14 protein-coding genes are annotated in these 15,038 nt (G+C 67.0%); 6 read left to right on the forward strand and 8 right to left on the reverse strand.

Annotated elements, in window-relative coordinates:
• Nucleotides 1–34: 34 nt before the first annotated feature.
• Nucleotides 35–946, forward strand: a complete 912-nt coding sequence (gene mmsB / locus ACLNGM_RS13095) for a 3-hydroxyisobutyrate dehydrogenase (RefSeq protein ID WP_416355252.1) — start codon at nt 35–37, stop codon at nt 944–946.
• On the forward strand, nt 943–2,634 hold the full coding sequence (locus ACLNGM_RS13100) for an AMP-binding protein (protein WP_416355253.1): 1,692 nt from the start codon (nt 943–945) through the stop codon (nt 2,632–2,634). Before mmsB ends, ACLNGM_RS13100 begins: the two co-directional genes overlap by 4 nt.
• A 13-nt stretch (nt 2,635–2,647) precedes the next feature.
• On the opposite strand, the gene ACLNGM_RS13105 is transcribed toward ACLNGM_RS13100, so the two are convergent.
• The 7 genes from ACLNGM_RS13105 to ACLNGM_RS13135 form a co-directional block, all read right to left on the reverse strand.
• Nucleotides 2,648–3,034, reverse strand: coding sequence for a response regulator (locus ACLNGM_RS13105; protein WP_175526860.1), 387 nt, complete (start codon nt 3,032–3,034; stop codon nt 2,648–2,650).
• Between the two features lie 179 nt (nt 3,035–3,213).
• Nucleotides 3,214–4,197 carry an ABC transporter permease gene (locus tag ACLNGM_RS13110; protein ID WP_090964073.1) on the reverse strand — a complete coding sequence of 328 codons (984 nt, stop codon included), beginning with the start codon at nt 4,195–4,197 and terminating at the stop codon, nt 3,214–3,216.
• Nucleotides 4,198–4,208: 11 nt separating this feature from the next.
• Nucleotides 4,209–5,756, reverse strand: coding sequence for a sugar ABC transporter ATP-binding protein (locus ACLNGM_RS13115; protein WP_416355254.1), 1,548 nt, complete (start codon nt 5,754–5,756; stop codon nt 4,209–4,211).
• Between the two features lie 110 nt (nt 5,757–5,866).
• Complete coding sequence (locus ACLNGM_RS13120; RefSeq protein WP_416355255.1) at nt 5,867–6,847, reverse strand: ABC transporter substrate-binding protein; 981 nt, start codon at nt 6,845–6,847, stop codon at nt 5,867–5,869.
• Between the two features lie 125 nt (nt 6,848–6,972).
• On the reverse strand, nt 6,973–7,395 hold the full coding sequence (locus ACLNGM_RS13125; protein WP_416355256.1) for an RbsD/FucU family protein: 423 nt from the start codon (nt 7,393–7,395) through the stop codon (nt 6,973–6,975).
• Nucleotides 7,396–7,406: 11 nt separating this feature from the next.
• Nucleotides 7,407–8,150: an SDR family oxidoreductase gene (locus tag ACLNGM_RS13130; protein ID WP_416355257.1), complete on the reverse strand. Its 744-nt coding sequence runs from the start codon at nt 8,148–8,150 to the stop codon at nt 7,407–7,409.
• Nucleotides 8,147–8,995 carry an IclR family transcriptional regulator gene (locus ACLNGM_RS13135; protein ID WP_416355258.1) on the reverse strand — a complete coding sequence of 283 codons (849 nt, stop codon included), beginning with the start codon at nt 8,993–8,995 and terminating at the stop codon, nt 8,147–8,149. Before ACLNGM_RS13135 ends, ACLNGM_RS13130 begins: the two co-directional genes overlap by 4 nt.
• 51 nt (nt 8,996–9,046) lie before the next feature.
• Here ACLNGM_RS13135 and ACLNGM_RS13140 point away from each other — a divergent pair, with 51 nt between their 5' ends.
• Nucleotides 9,047–10,345, forward strand: a complete 1,299-nt coding sequence (locus tag ACLNGM_RS13140; protein ID WP_416355259.1) for an L-fuconate dehydratase — start codon at nt 9,047–9,049, stop codon at nt 10,343–10,345.
• Here ACLNGM_RS13140 and ACLNGM_RS13145 read toward each other — a convergent pair.
• Nucleotides 10,335–11,732 (reverse strand): MATE family efflux transporter, encoded by a 1,398-nt coding sequence (locus tag ACLNGM_RS13145; RefSeq protein ID WP_416355260.1) that lies wholly within the window; start codon nt 11,730–11,732, stop codon nt 10,335–10,337. The genes ACLNGM_RS13140 and ACLNGM_RS13145 overlap by 11 nt on opposite strands.
• A 273-nt stretch (nt 11,733–12,005) precedes the next feature.
• Between ACLNGM_RS13145 and araD1 the strand changes: the two genes are divergently transcribed.
• The 3 genes from araD1 to ACLNGM_RS13160 are packed head-to-tail and all read left to right on the forward strand — an operon-like array spanning nt 12,006 to nt 15,013.
• Nucleotides 12,006–13,004, forward strand: a complete 999-nt coding sequence (gene araD1, locus ACLNGM_RS13150) for an AraD1 family protein (protein ID WP_416355261.1) — start codon at nt 12,006–12,008, stop codon at nt 13,002–13,004.
• An 8-nt stretch (nt 13,005–13,012) separates the two neighbouring features.
• Nucleotides 13,013–13,939: a Gfo/Idh/MocA family protein gene (locus tag ACLNGM_RS13155; RefSeq protein ID WP_416355262.1), complete on the forward strand. Its 927-nt coding sequence runs from the start codon at nt 13,013–13,015 to the stop codon at nt 13,937–13,939.
• 3 nt (nt 13,940–13,942) lie between these two features.
• A complete protein-coding gene (locus ACLNGM_RS13160) occupies nt 13,943–15,013 on the forward strand; it encodes an aldose epimerase family protein (protein WP_416355263.1) in 1,071 nt (356 codons plus the stop codon).
• Nucleotides 15,014–15,038: the final 25 nt, after the last annotated feature.

Below are 15,038 nucleotides of genomic sequence, written 5' to 3' on the forward strand. Positions count from 1 at the left end.
AACGCCAGCCGAACGACGCGGGAAGGGAACCATCATGACGACACCGACCATCGCCTTCATCGGCCTCGGCAACATGGGGCGGCCGATGGTCTCCCGGCTTTCCGTTGCCGGCGCGAGCGTTCGCGCTTTCGACGCCGCACCCGCCGCGTTGGAAGCGGTTCGATCGGCCGGCGTGGTGACGGCCAGCTCTCTGGCGGAAGCGTTGAACGGAGCCGACGTCCTCGTCACGATGCTGCCGGCTGGTCGCCATGTCGTCGCGGTCTGCTCGGAGGCTTATCCGCAGCTGCCGAAGGGTGCCCTTCACATCGACTGCTCTTCGATCGACATCGCCAGCGCGCGGTCGATCCATGCGTCCGCCCTCCAGCATGGGTTGCAGTCCGTCGACGCCCCGGTGTCGGGTGGGACGGGCGGCGCCGAGGCCGGGACGCTGACCTTCATGCTCGGCGGGGAGGACGCAGCGGTCGATCGGGCGCGGCCGATCCTCGAACCCATGGCCGGCCGGATCGTCCATTGCGGCGAGCCGGGGACGGGCCAGGCCGCGAAGATCTGCAACAACATGATCCTCGGAATTTCGATGATCGGGGTCTGCGAGGCCTTCACGCTGGCCGAGAAGCTCGGGCTCTCGCATCAGGCGCTGTTCGATGTGGCCTCGAAATCCTCCGGCCAGTGCTGGTCGCTGACGAGCTACTGCCCCGTCCCCGGTCCGGTGCCCGCTTCGCCTGCCAACAACGGATATCGGCCGGGCTTCGCATCGGCGCTGATGGCGAAGGACCTTGGCCTGTCGCAGGCGGCGGCTGGCGATGCCGACGTTGAGACCCCGATGGGCGCGCTCGCTCGCGCCCTCTACGACCGTCTGGTGGAGGAGGGGGGCGGCGATCGCGACTTCTCCGGCATGATCGAGTTTCTACGCGGCATGTCGCCGACCGGCGGGGAGACCGCACGATGACGTCGCTTCTGGAAGCGCGCGACTTCCTTCTGGCTCACCGGGACGATCTCGATGCCGCGCGCGCCGGTTTTCGGTGGCCGGAAGCGGAGACCTTCAACTGGGCGCTGGATTGGTTCGACGGTGTTCTGGCTGCCGATCCCGACGTCCGGGATCGTTCCGCACTTCGGATCGTGGACTGTGCGACGGGTTCGGATGAGAGTGTCAGCTTCGCGGAGCTCTCCGAGCGGTCGAACCGCTTGGCCAATATGCTTCGCGCCGAGGGCCTTGGGCGCGGCGACCGTCTGCTTCTGCTGATGGGAAACGAGCCGCTGCTCTGGGACGTTATGCTCGCCGCGTTCAAGCTCGGCGTCGTCGTGATCCCGGCAACGCTCCTCCTCACCGCGAGCGAACTCGCGGACCGGATCGAGCGGGGCGCGGTCAAGGCGGTCGTCACCGACCCTCTCCAATGCGTCAAGGTCGACGAGGCCGGGTTTGGGCGCCTCCGGCTCGTCGCCGGCGCACCGGACCGCGCGGGGTGGACGTCGCTCGATGGGCGGTCGGATGCCCCCTCGACGTTCGTTCCGGAGGGGGAGACACGTGGCGACGATCCGCTGCTGCTTTATTTCACCTCGGGCACGACGGCCAAGCCGAAGCTCGTGATGCACACGCATCGCAGCTATCCGATCGGTGCCTTGTCCACGATGTACTGGCTGGGGTTGCGGCCGGGGGACGTGCATCTCAACGTGTCGTCGCCGGGCTGGGCGAAACACGCCTGGAGTTCGTTCTTCGCGCCCTGGAATGCCGGGGCATGCGTCCTCATCATCAATCAGGCGCGCTTCGATGCGAAAGTCCTGCTGGCCGCGATCGCCAGCGCGGGGGCGACCACCCTTTGCGCACCGCCCACCGTATGGCGGCATATCGTGCAGGAAGATCTACGCGCCACCCGGCACTCTCTGCGCGAACTCTGCGCGGCCGGCGAGCCGCTGAACCCCGAGATCATCGAGCAGGTTCGTGCGGCCTGGGGTTTGCGGATCCGCGACGGCTATGGCCAGACCGAGACCACCGCCATGGTGGCCAACAGTCCAGGTCTTCGAACCACGCCGGGCTCCATGGGCCGGCCGCTCCCGGGCTACGAGATCGAGATTCTCGATGCCGATGATCGTCCTGCGGAAGAGGGCGAGGTCTGCGTTCGTATCGGGGGTGCGAGGCCCGCGGGCCTGATGGCCGGCTATCTCGGTGCCGACGGATCATTGTTCGGGACGGACGGCGCAGTCTACCGGACCGGAGACGTGGCGTATCGCGATGATGGAGGCGGGCTCAGCTTCGTCGGGCGCTCGGACGACGTCTTCAAGTCGTCGGACTACCGCATCAGCCCGTTCGAGCTGGAAAGCGTCCTGATCGAGCACGAACTCGTTCGTGAGGCTGCGGTCGTGCCCCTTGCCGATCCCTTGCGGCTCGCCGTTCCACGCGCCTTCGTGGTGCTGGTGGACGGGGCACGGGCCGATATCGACAGCGCCCGAGCGATCCACGCTCACGCCGTGCAACGGCTCGCGCCGTTCAAGCGCATCCGCGAACTCGTCATCGTATCGGACCTGCCGAAGACGGTGTCGGGGAAGATCCGCCGCGTGGAACTGCGTCGTCAGGCGAGCGGCGAGATCACCGATGATATGGTGCTGGCCCAGTTCACGGAGGGCCAGCTCGGCGCCTGAGGCCGAGGCACAGTCAGGCGTGGCGCGCTGTCCGCAGGACGCGCCCGAGCATCGAGACGAGCGCGGTGCCGTCGCAGGGCTTGTTGCACACTTCCACACCGGGGTAGCGCTCGGTCAGCACGCGCTTCTCTCCCTGTCCCGTATGGAAGAGGAAGGGAACATCGACCTGCCTGAGGTAGTCGGCGACCGGATAGGACGCCTTGCCATGAAGGTTGACGTCGAGAATTGCGGCGTCGAAATGCTCGTTCTTCGCGCAAGCCTCGGCCACGGCGAGCGTCGCCGCACAGGTGACGCGCGCTCCGTTGTCCTGCAGTTCCGCCTCGATATCGATGGCGACGAGAAACTCGTCTTCGACGACCAGCACGTGCTTGCCCGCCAGTGTCGAACTCGTCGCTGCCACGAAAACCGACCTCACTCAACTCGAACCGAAGTCGCCGGGGGCGACCGCAGAGGGCGCGGCGGCATGCATTAGAACACCGCCTTCGTCAAAGCCGTAGTATGGGGCGAAAGTTCCTTGCGAACAGATAAGCGGCCGGGAGCCAACGGAGGTTCCCGACCGCCTGTCACCCGCGTGTCACATCAGCTGCGGCGCCGGCGAAGCTGATCGAAGTAGACGATGACGATGATCAGGCCGCCGGTGATGATCCGCTGCCAGAACGAATTGACGTTCAGGAGATTGGCGCCGTTGTTGATCGTGGCAAGGATGAAGGCGCCGATCAGCGGGCCGTGGATCGAGCCCACGGCGCCGAAGAGACTGGTGCCGCCGATGACCGACGACGCGATCGCCTGCAGTTCCCAGCCCTCGGCCTGCGTCGCGTTGCCGACACCGATGCGGGTGGCGAGCAGCACGCCGACGAAGGCGGCGCAGATCGCCGACAGCGAGTAGGCCATGTAGATGGTGCGCGAGACGTTGACGCCGGACAGGCGCGCGGCCTCGGGGTTGGAGCCGACCGCGAAGAGGTAGCGGCCGAAGCGCGAGCGATGCAGGAAGACGAAGGCCGGCACCGCCACCACGATCACCATCCAGAAGAGGTTCGGGATGCCGAGGAAGCTGTTGCGCGAGAACTCGTTGAAGGCCGGATCGGTGATCGAGATCGTCGAGCCGTTGGTGATGACGAGGCCGATGCCGCGCAGCGCGGTCAGCGTCGCCAGCGTGATGATGAAGGGCGGCAGGCCCATCTTCACGATGCCGAACCCGTGGAATAGGCCGATCGCCAGACCCATCACGAGGGTCAGGATCACCGATAGCCAGACCGGAAACCCGGCCTGCAGCAGATAGGCGATGACGGTCGTCGAGAAGCCGACAACGGCGCCGACCGAGAGGTCGATGCCGGCGGTGATGATGACGAAGGTCTGGCCGATCGCCAGGATCGCGATCATCGAGCCCTGACGCAGAAGGTTCGAGATGTTGTTGGCGGTGGCGAAGGTCGGCGTCGCGAAGGCCAGGAAGACCCAGAGCGCGACCAGGAGGCCGAGAAGGGTCAGCGCGAACAGGAAGCCGAAGTTGCGGCGCGGCTTCTTCAGGGCGGCGACGGCATCGGCGTTGGAGCTTTGAATGGTCATGTTCGCCTCGTTCAGACGCCGATCGCCTGGGTGAGAATGTCCTCGTGCGTGGACTGGTGGAAGCCATGCGTGCCGACGAGGTGGCCGCCGCGGAACACGTGCAGCGTGTCGGCCAGTTCGTAGACTTCCGGCAGGTACGACGAGATGAGGAGGATGCCGGCGCCGTTCTTCAGGAGCTGGCCGAAGAGCCGATAGATCTCGGCCTTGGTGCCGACGTCGACGCCGACCGTCGGCTCGTCGAAGATGAAGACTTCGGCGCCGTGGTTGAGCCACTTGCCGATGACGATCTTCTGCTGGTTGCCGCCCGACATGGACGACGCCAGCGAACGGCGGCTCGGGGTCTTGATCGACAGGTTCTTGATCTGCCGGTCGGCGTGCTCGGCTTCCATCCGCGAGGAGATCGTGATGCCCTTCGTCAGCCGGTCGTAGATCGGAAGGTTGAGGTTCAGCCCGATCGGAAGGTTGAGGGCGAGGCCCTGATCGCGGCGGCTCTCGGGCGCGAGCGCGATGCCGAGATCGATCGCCTTGCGCTCGGTCGCGATGTCGACCGGCTGCCCCTTCCAGAGGATCTGGCCATCGGTCTTCGGATTGCGCCCGAAGAGGCTCAGCGCGAACTCGCTGCGCCCGGCGCCGATCAGGCCGTAGAGCCCGACGATCTCGCCCGCCCGGACGGTGAGCGAAACGTCGGAGAAACCCTTGCCCGAGAGGCTGCGCGCCTCGATCAGCGGAGCGCCGATCGGCACGTCGTCCTTGTGATAGATCTGCTCCAGCGAGCGGTTGATCATCATCGCGACGAGTTCGGCGTCGTTGGTCTCGCCGATCAGCCGGGTGCCGACATGGGTGCCGTCGCGCAGGACCGACACGCGGTCGGCGAGCTCGAAGATCTCCTCCATGCGGTGGCTGATGTAGACGATGGTCACGCCTTCGGACTTGAGCCGTCGGATCAGCGTGAAGAGCTGGGCGGCTTCCTGACGCGTCAGGTAGGCGGTCGGCTCGTCGAAGATCAGGAAGCGCGTCCCGCGCAGCGAGGCTCTGGCTGTCGCGACCAGCTGTTGCTGGCCGATCGTCAATGAGCCGAGCTCGGCCTCGGCCGGCAGATGAAAGCCGAGATCGTCGAGGATCGCCTGCGCTGCCTCGTTCATCTTGCGCTTTTGGAGAAGGCCGAAGCGCACGCTCTCGTCGCCGAGGAAGATGTTGGCGGCGACCGACAGGTGCCGGCACAGCACCACTTCCTGATGCACGGCGTTGATACCGTGATCGATCGCTTCCTGCGGGGTCGCGAGATCGACCGGCTTGCCCTGCCACAGGACCTCGCCGCTGGTGCGACGGATCACGCCGGTGAGGAGCTTGATCAGCGTCGACTTGCCCGCGCCGTTCTCGCCGACGATCGCGTGCACCTCGCCGGCCTTGAAGGCGAGCGAGGCGGGCTTCAGCGCGAGCACCGGGCCGTAGCTCTTGGCGAGCTGGCGCAGTTCAAGGATCGTCGTGCCCGCGGCCGGAAGCGGGTCCGACGTGGGATGAAGATCGACGGGTAGGGGATCGTGATGCGTGGGGGACATGTCACCCTCCGAAGCGCTGCGTCGAAGCGCGCCGTCCGCGGGGCGGACGACGGGCGCGAGCCTGCATCAGGCGAGGCGGGCGACCGGAGCCGCCCGCCGACCGACGGTCGTTACTTGACCTTCGGGTTGAGCAGCTCCTGCGAGCGCGGCTCGTTCATGTTCTCGGTGGTGACGAGATTGGCGCCGGTGTCGACGTTCTTCTCGACCGTCTCCTTCTTGGAGGCGGCGAGCGCCGTCTTGATGCCGTCGTAGCCCATCCGGTACGGATCCTGGACCACGAGACCGGAGATCACGCCGTCCTTGAGGAAGCCGACGAGACGGTCGTCGCTATCGAAGCCGATCAGCGCGACCTTGTCCTTCACGCCGTTCTCGGCGACCGCCTGACCGGCGCCCTGCGCCATGATCAGGTTGGAGGCGAAGATGCCGACGAGGTTCGGGTTGGCGGTCAGAAGGTCGGTCGTGATGTTCAGGCCGGTCGCGGCCTGGCCGTCGGCGTAGCGATCGGCCACGAGCTTCAGGCCGGGGTGCTTGGCGAGCTGTTCGATGAAGCCCTTCTTGCGCTCTTCCAGCGAGCCGGCGTTCGGCGCGTTGGTGATGAGGGCGACTTCACCCTCTTCCTTGCCCGTCTTCGCCTTGATCGCAGCGGCCAGACCGTCGGCAGCGATGCGGCCGCCCTGGACGTTGTCGGTGGTGAGGAACGAGGTGAAGGCGGTGGATTCGGCCGAGGAGTCGATGCCGATGATCGGAACCGACTTGGCAGCCTCGGTGATCGGGGGGCCGAGGGCGGTGCGCTCGGTCGGAGCGATCACGATCGCGGCCGGGTTGCCGGCCACCGCGTTCTCGAGGATCGAGATCTGGCCGTTGATGTCGGTCTCGGCCTGGGCGCCGAGCTCGGGCACGTTGACGCCGAGATCTCGGCCCGCCTTGCGGGCGCCGGCGAGAACGATCTGCCAGTAGAAGGACGTCGTGTCCTTGACGATGATCGGAATGGTCGGCTGCTGCGCCAGCGCCGGTCCGCTCGGCAGGCCGAGGGCGAGAGTGGCTGCGGCGATACCGGCGAGTGCGAGCCGGCGGGTAAGCTTCAGAGACATCTGGGTTCCTCCCAAAAATGGACCGTTTATTCCGGTTCTTCTTCTGATTGGCATAATCATACCGTATCGGCGGTGGAACTGGTTGGCAAGGGCCTCGCAGCTCGAAGTCGCTGGAATACGGCGGTTCAGAGCACCCCCGTCTTCAGGATGAGGTTGCCGTAATGGCGGGTCTCACCCGTGGCGACGATCAGGGATGCCGTTCTGGCGCGCTCGTAGAACGCGAAGCGTTCCAGCGAGCGGATCGGGAAGTCGCCCGCGCGCCGGCGGACGACCTCGGCGAATTCTTCGGCAATCGGCGGGACAGCGTCGGGATCGCCGACGACCTCCATGCGGAACGCGGCGGCTTCGACGAACGTGTCGAGCGGCAGGTGGGCGAGGATCGCGTCCGCGGCGGCGACGGCGTCGATCCCGTCGAGACGCACGACGCGGGGCCCGAGCGAATGCGAGGGGAAGTTCGCGTCGGAGATGACCAGTTCGTCGCCGTGTCCGAGCGAGCGCAGGGCATGCAGGAGGTCGGGCCCCAGCATCGGATGGATGTTGCGCAGCATGACGTCCCCGCTCAGATGTTGGTCCAGCCGCCGTCGATCGAAATCGCCTGGCCCGTCACGAAATCCGATTCGTGCGAGGCGAGATAGACGGCAAGGGCTGCGATTTCTTCGGGACGCCCGAGACGGCCCATCGGCTGGCGGGCCGCGAAGGCGACGCGCGCCGCCTCGAGGTCGCCGGTGGCCCGCATGCGATCCTCCAGCGACGGACTTTCCACCGTGCCCGGGCAGATCGCGTTGGCGCGCACGCCCTTGGCCACGAAATCGGCCGCGACGGACTTGGTGAGGCCGATCACCGCCGCCTTGGACGCGCCGTAGACGAAGCGGTTGGGCGCGGCGATCACGGACGAGGCGACCGACGCGATGTTGACGATCGATCCACCGCCGCCGTCGATCATCGCCGGCAGAAAGGCGCGGACCATCCGGAACATCGAGCGTACGTTGAGATCGAAGGCAACATCGAACTCCTCGTCGGTGCAGTCGAGGATGGTGCCCGCGTGGACGAAGCCCGCGCAGTTGAAAAGAATGTCGGCACGCCCGACTTCTCCCGCAAAGGCGCTGACGGCCGCCGCGTCGCGCACGTCGAGGCGGCGCGTCGTGATGCCGGGTTCGGAGGCAAGGTCGGCCAAGCGCTCTTCGTTGATGTCGGACGCGATGACCTCGGCACCTTCGCGCGCGAAGGCGAGTGCCGTCGCGCGGCCGATGCCCTGCGCGGCGGCCGTCACCACTGCACGCTGTCCGGCAAGACGTTGGGTCAAATGCGGTCTCCTTTGTTGGTCCCGCTCCCTACCGCGACCGCGTCCTCGAACGGCGCAGCTACGGGGGCGGCGAGCGCCGCGGTGATACGATCGGCAGCCTTCGCCACCTCGTGGCCGAGGGTTTCGGGCTCCACCGGATCGCTCAGGATGCGAAGGTGCGGACAGGTGAGCGCGGCAACCGCGCCCGTGTCGTCGGGGTCGAAGATCGGCAGCGAGACATCGGTGACGCCTTCGGTGATGCCGGAGGCACGGACGACGCGCCCTGCCTCGCGGAACGCTTCGAGGCGAGCGCCGAGCGCCACGAAGTCGAAATCGGGATCCTCGGCCGCGATGGCCTGAAGCGTCCGCTCGCGGCGCCGCTCGCTCATGAACGCGAGGAGGCAGTGGCCGGAGCCGGTGCGCACGAGCGGCTGTCGGTAGCCGATGCGCACGGAGAAGCCGATGTGCGAAACGCTCTCCACGCGGGCGATCACCACCATCTGCGTACCGCTCGGCACGGCGAGATGGCAGGAATAGCCGCTGGTCTCGGCGAAGTCCCGCATGACGGGGAGGGCGGCTTCGGTAAGGGACCTGTGGAGCGGACGATTCAGTCCGAGGCGGAACAGCTTGTCCGCGACGACGAACCGGTCGGTCCCCTCGCGGTCGAGATAGCCGCGTGCTTCCAGCACCGCCACCATCCGGAAAATCTCGCTTCGCGTGCGCCCCAGGGCATCGGCAAGTTCGCCGAGGTTCAGGGCTGCGCGCGTCGACGACAGATGCTCGAGGATGTCCAGCCCCTTCTCCAGCGCCGGGGCGCTGTAGCGGGCGGCATCTTCGGCCGAGGCATCGTTGCGCGCGATTGACATGCAGTTCCGCTGGTGATTTCAGTTTTCATATATGAACAGGGATCATCGGGCATGTCCACCACAATTACGAGCTTCGAGACATTCGACATTCGCTTCGCCACGTCGATGAAGCTCGACGGGTCCGACGCCATGAACCCGGACCCGGACTACTCAGCGGCCTACGTGGTCCTGCGCACCGACGGCGATCTCGAAGGGCATAGCCTCGCGTTCACGATCGGGCGCGGCAACGATCTCGTCACATCCGCCATTCGCGCCGCCGCCGAGCGCGTTGTCGGGGTGTCGATCGACGATGTCGCCGCCGATATGGGCGGCTTCTGGCGCCGGATCACGGGCGACAGCCAGCTGCGCTGGCTCGGTCCCGACAAGGGCGTGATGCACATGGCGATCGGCGCCGTGGTCAACGCCGTCTGGGATCTGTGGGCCAAGCGCGAAGGCAAGCCGGTCTGGCGGTTGATCGCCGACATGACGCCGGATCAGGTCCTCGATCTCATCGATTTCCGCTACCTGTCGAACGCGTTGACCCGCGACGAAGCGCACGCGATTCTTCAGCGCGCCGAAGAGGGCAAGGCCGAGCGGATCGCGATCCTTTCGCAGAAGGGCTACCCGACCTACACGACCTCGGCCGGCTGGCTCGGCTATGACGACGAGAAGATGCGACGGCTCTGCCGCGAGGGGATGGCGGAGGGCTGGACGCACTTCAAGCTGAAGGTCGGCCGCGACCTCGAGGACGACATCCGTCGCTGCCGGATCGTGCGCGAGGAGATCGGGCCGGACCGCACCCTGATGATCGACGCCAATCAGGTCTGGGAGGTCGGTGAGGCGATCGACTGGGTGAAGAAGCTCGCCGAGTTCCGTCCCTGGTTCATCGAGGAGCCGACGTCGCCGGACGACGTTCTCGGCCACGGCGAGATCAAGGCCGGCGTCGCGCCGATCAAGGTCGCGACCGGCGAGATGTGCCAGAACCGGATCATGTTCAAGCAGTTCCTGCAGGCCGACGCGATCGACGTCGTGCAGATCGATGCCGCGCGGGTCGGCGGGCTGAACGAGAACCTTGCGATCATGCTGATGGCGGCCAAGTACGGGAAGCCCGTCTGTCCGCATGCCGGCGGCGTCGGCCTCTGCGAGTATGTGCAGCACCTGTCGATGATCGACTACCTCGTCGTCTCCGGCACGATGGAGGGACGCGTGGCGGAGTATGTCGATCACCTCCACGAGCATTTCGTCGAACCCTGCGACGTGCGCGGCGGTCGCTACATGCCGCCGCAGGCGCCCGGCTTCTCGATCGAAATGAAGCGCGCCTCGATCGAGGCGCACATCTATCGCGGCGAGGCGAGCGCGATCAGGCCGTGATCTGGCCGCTCCGTTCGCGCTGGAGATAGCGGGCGGTCATCGAGAAGGCGGCGACCGCCAGACCCGCGGCAAGCCCCCACCAGACGCCGACCCCTTGCCATCCCAACGGGAAGGCGAGGGTGTAGGCGATCGGCATCCCCACCGCCCAGTAGCTGCCGACTGCGATCAGCATCGGCGTGCGCGTGTCCTTCAGGCCGCGCAGCACGCCGCTCGCCGTGACCTGCATGGCGTCGATGAGCTGGAACGCGGCGGCGACGAAGAGGAGCGGGATCGCGGTCGCCAGCACGCGTGCGGCATCCGGCTGGCCGAGATCGAGATAGAGGCCGATCAGGCGCTCCGGGAACATCCAGAACAGGAGGGCGGCGAAGAACGCGATGCCGATCGCGACCATCATGGCGACACGCGCGGCGCGCGCGACGTCCAGGGCGCTCCCGCGCCCATAGGCCGAACCGACCCGAACCGTCGCCGCGCTCGACAGGCCGAGCGGGACCATGAAGGAGATCGACGCGAGCTGAAGTGCGATCCCGTGCGCCGCGAGTTCCACCGTTCCGATCCAGCCCATCATGACCGATGCGGCGGTGAATAGTCCGACCTCGGCGACGATCGTCGCGCTGATCGGCCAGCCGAGGCGTGCGACCTCGCAGAACGCCTCCCAGTCCGGCAGGTGGAACCGGCGCCACAGATCGTAAGGGGCGAGTGCCGGCAGCGCTCGTGTGTAGACGACGAGCGCCGCGAGGATGAAGACCGAGGTCGTGACCGACGCGATGCCCGAGCCGGTCAGCCCGAGTGCGGGAAGGCCGAAATTGCCGAAGATCAACGCGTAGTTGGCGAGCGCGTTGATCAGCGCGCCCAGCACCGTGATGACGAGCACCGGGCGCGGGCGCTCCAGCGCGCTGAGATAGGACCGTAGCACGAATGTCGCGAGGTAGGGCAGCATCGACCATTGCAGGATGCGCATGTAGTGGCCGCCGAGTTCGGCGACGCGCGGATCCTGCCCCAGCGCGACGAAGATGTCGTGCGTGAACCACAGCGGGATCATCACGACGGCGCTGTAGGCCGCGACGACCCACAGGCCCATCCGCACGGAGCGGCGCACGGCCCGGGTATCGCGTCGCCCGTTGGCGGCGGCCGCCATCGGCATCACCGCATAGGCAAAGCCGGAGCCGAACATCCAGAAGACGTAGAAGGTCTGGGACGTGAGAACCGCCGCCGCGAGCTCGACGGGACCGAGGCGTCCGATCAGGATCGTGTTGGTCACGTTGATCGACATCTGCGCGAGTTGCGCGCCGATCAGCGGAAGGCCGAGCAGCAGCATGCCGCGCAAATGCGCGCCCCACGAGGTCGGGGCCCCGGCGCCGCCTTCGACATTCGCCCCGAGCGACACCATGACCCGAACTCCCCCATCACCCGCCGAACGGGTAGCGCGTGGGTAGCGCCCGCCCGGCCACCTGTCCAGATTGGCAAGGCAGGCGAACGAGCCCGCGCGTGCTGCAGCGCAGCGACGAATTCGTGCGCGCTTTGGAACGGCTGCAAGGTACTCGATTGACAAGAATGGAGCGGTTCGAAATAACGCAGACAATTGGGTTGTCGAACGTCTGAACGGCGAAGCGCTCCTGCCGCCGACGACCCTGCGAACGATCTCTAGTTGCGTGGAACGGCCATGGCTCTGCGAATCCTCCAGGTGAAAGACGGCAACGGCGCGGTGCAGGTCGTGGCGGCCGGAGACGAAGGCGCGGGCCATGTGGTGCCCGGCTATTTCTCGTCCTACGACCTTGCGCAGGCGACCGTGGCGCGTGGCTCGACGCTGGCGCAGGAAGTTGAGCGGGCCGGTCGCGGCGAGGCGGTGGATCTCGAGGCGGCGCTGGTCGAGGGGCGCGTCCTCATGCCGATCCATCATCCAGACCCGGCGCACTTCATCGTCGCCGGTACGGGCCTCACCCATCTCGGCTCGGCCGATGGTCGCGACAAGATGCATAAGGCGCAGGCCGGCGAGCAGCTGACCGATTCCATGCGCATGTTCCGCATGGGTCTCGAGGGCGGCAAGCCGACCGACGGCCAGATCGGCGTGCAGCCCGAGTGGTTCTACAAGGGCGATGGCTCCTGCCTCGTCGGCCCCGGCGAGCCGCTGACGTCTCCCGTCTTCGCAAAGGATGGCGGGGAGGAGCCCGAGCTGGCTGGCATCTACCTGATCGGGCCGGACGGCACACCGTTTCGCCTCGGCTTCTGCCTGTCGAACGAGTTTTCCGACCACGTGATCGAGCGCGGCAACTATCTCTGGCTCGCCCATTCCAAGCTGCGTCAGGCGTCGCTCGGCCCCGAGCTTCTGGTCGGCGCGCTGCCCGACCACGTCGAGGGCACCTCGCGCATCCGCCGCGACGGCGAGCTGGTGTTCGACAAGCCGTTCCTGTCGGGCGAGGCGAACATGTCGCATACGATCGCCAACCTCGAGCACCACCACTTCAAGTACGACCTGTTCCGTCGCCCCGGCGACCTGCACGTCCACTTCTTCGGGACGGCGACGCTGTCGGTGACGCATGGCGTGAAGACGCAGGCGGGCGACCGGTTCGAGATCGACGCGCGCCCCTTCCGTCTGCCGCTGGTGAACCCGCTTGCTGAAACCGCCGGCAGCGAGACCCCTGTCGCCGTCCGCTCGCTCTGAGACCTGCCATGACCCTTCGCGTTGCCATCGTCGGTCTCGGCAAGATCGCCCGCGACCAGCACGTCCCCTCGATCGCCACGGTCGAGGGCGTCGAGCTGACCGCCGTCGCCAGCCGCAACGCCTCGCTCGATGGCGTTGCGTGCTTCTCGACCCTCGATGAGATGCTCGGCCACGCCGATCTCTTCGAGGCGGTCGCGCTCTGTACGCCCCCGCAGGGCCGTCATGAGTTGGCGCATGCGGCGTTGTCCGCCGGCAAGCACGTGCTCCTCGAGAAGCCGCCGGGCGCGACGGTGAGCGAAGTTCGGCCGCTCGAAGCGCTGGCGCGCGAGAAGGGTGTCTCGCTCTTCGCGACCTGGCATTCGCGCTTCGCGCCCGCCGTCGAGCCGGCCCGCGCCTTCCTGGCCCAGAGCCGGATTCGCTCGGTTCGGATCGAGTGGAAGGAAGACGTGCGCAAGTGGCATCCCGGCCAGGAATGGATCTGGGAGCCCGGCGGTCTCGGCGTCTTCGATCCGGGCATCAACGCCTTGTCGATCCTCACGGCCATCTTGCCGCGTCCCGTCTTCCTGACGAAGTCGGATCTGTCCTTCCCGGAGAACCGCGCGGCCCCCATTGCGGCGGCGCTCGCCTTCTCCGACGGCGTGGGCGTGCCGGTGGAGGCCGACTTCGACTGGCGCGAGACGCGTGGCGAAATCTGGAACATCATGGCCGAAACCGACGCCGGCTCGCTGACCGTCGCCGACGGTGGCAAGCGCATGCTGGTCGACGGGCAGGTGCGCCTCGACGAGCCCGACCGCGAGTATGCCGCGATCTACCGTCGCTTTGCCGAGCTGGCGGCGACCGGGGGGATCGACGTCGACCTGTCGCCGCTCCAGCACGTCGCGGATGCCTTCCTGCTCGGACGGCGGCATGTCGTCGAACCGTTCGTGGAAGGCTGATCGATGACGACGCGCGCGAGCCTGGAGCGACGCGACTACGGCGTGCTGCCGGATGGCCGCCGGGTCGAACTGGTATGCCTGCGCGCCGCGGGGATCGAGGCGCGCGTCATGACCTACGGCGCGACGCTTCAGGCTCTCCTCGTCCCTGCCAGGGACGGGCGCATCGAGGATGTCGTGCTGGGGCATGACGACCTTGGCGGTTATGTCGAAACGCGCAGCTTCTACGGGGCGACGATCGGGCGATACGCCAACCGCATCGCGCGCGGTACTTTCCAGATCGACGGCAAGGCGTTCTCGGTGCCGGCGAACGATGGCGATAACGCCCTGCATGGCGGTGCCGAAGGCTTCGACCGGCATCTGTGGGACATCGCGGAGACCGGGGAGGGCGCGGAGCCCTTCGTGCGCTTCACCCGCACCAGTCCGGACGGCGAGGGCGGGTTTCCCGGCGAACTCGCCACGAGCGTCACCTATCGCCTGCGCGCCGGCGAGCTCGAAATCGAATTCGAGGCCCGCGCGGACCGGACGACCGTCGTCAACCTGACGAACCATGCCTTCTTCAACCTCGGCGGCACCGAACGGTTGACCGACATTCTCGGCCATGAGCTGACGATCGAGGCCGACGAGTTCCTGCCTGTCGGCGACGGGGCGATCCCGCTCGGTGCACGCGCTCCTGTCGAAGGCACAGCCTTCGATTTTCGCACGCCGCACCCCATTGGTGAGCGCATCCGCGCGCCGGAGGAGCAGATCCGGCAGGGGCGGGGCTACGATCACAACTGGTGCATCCGGGGCGCATCGAACGGCGAACCGCGACTGGCCGCCACGGTCCGCAACCCGGCGAACGGGCTCGCGATGCAGCTTCTGACCGATCAGCCGGGCGTTCAGTTCTATTCCGGCAACTTCCTCGACGGGACGTCGGTCGGAAAGAACGGGTTGGTTCATCGCATGGGCGACGCCTTGTGCCTCGAGCCGCAGCGCTACCCCGACAGCCCCAACCGGCCGGACTACCCCTCGGCCCGGCTCGAGCCCGGCGCGACCTATCGCCACCGCTCGACCTATCGCTTTACGCATGCCTGACGTGTCAGGTCTCGCCCCCAAGGGC

Source organism: Aureimonas phyllosphaerae (assembly GCF_047943035.1).
Classification (GTDB): domain Bacteria; phylum Pseudomonadota; class Alphaproteobacteria; order Rhizobiales; family Rhizobiaceae; genus Aureimonas; species Aureimonas phyllosphaerae.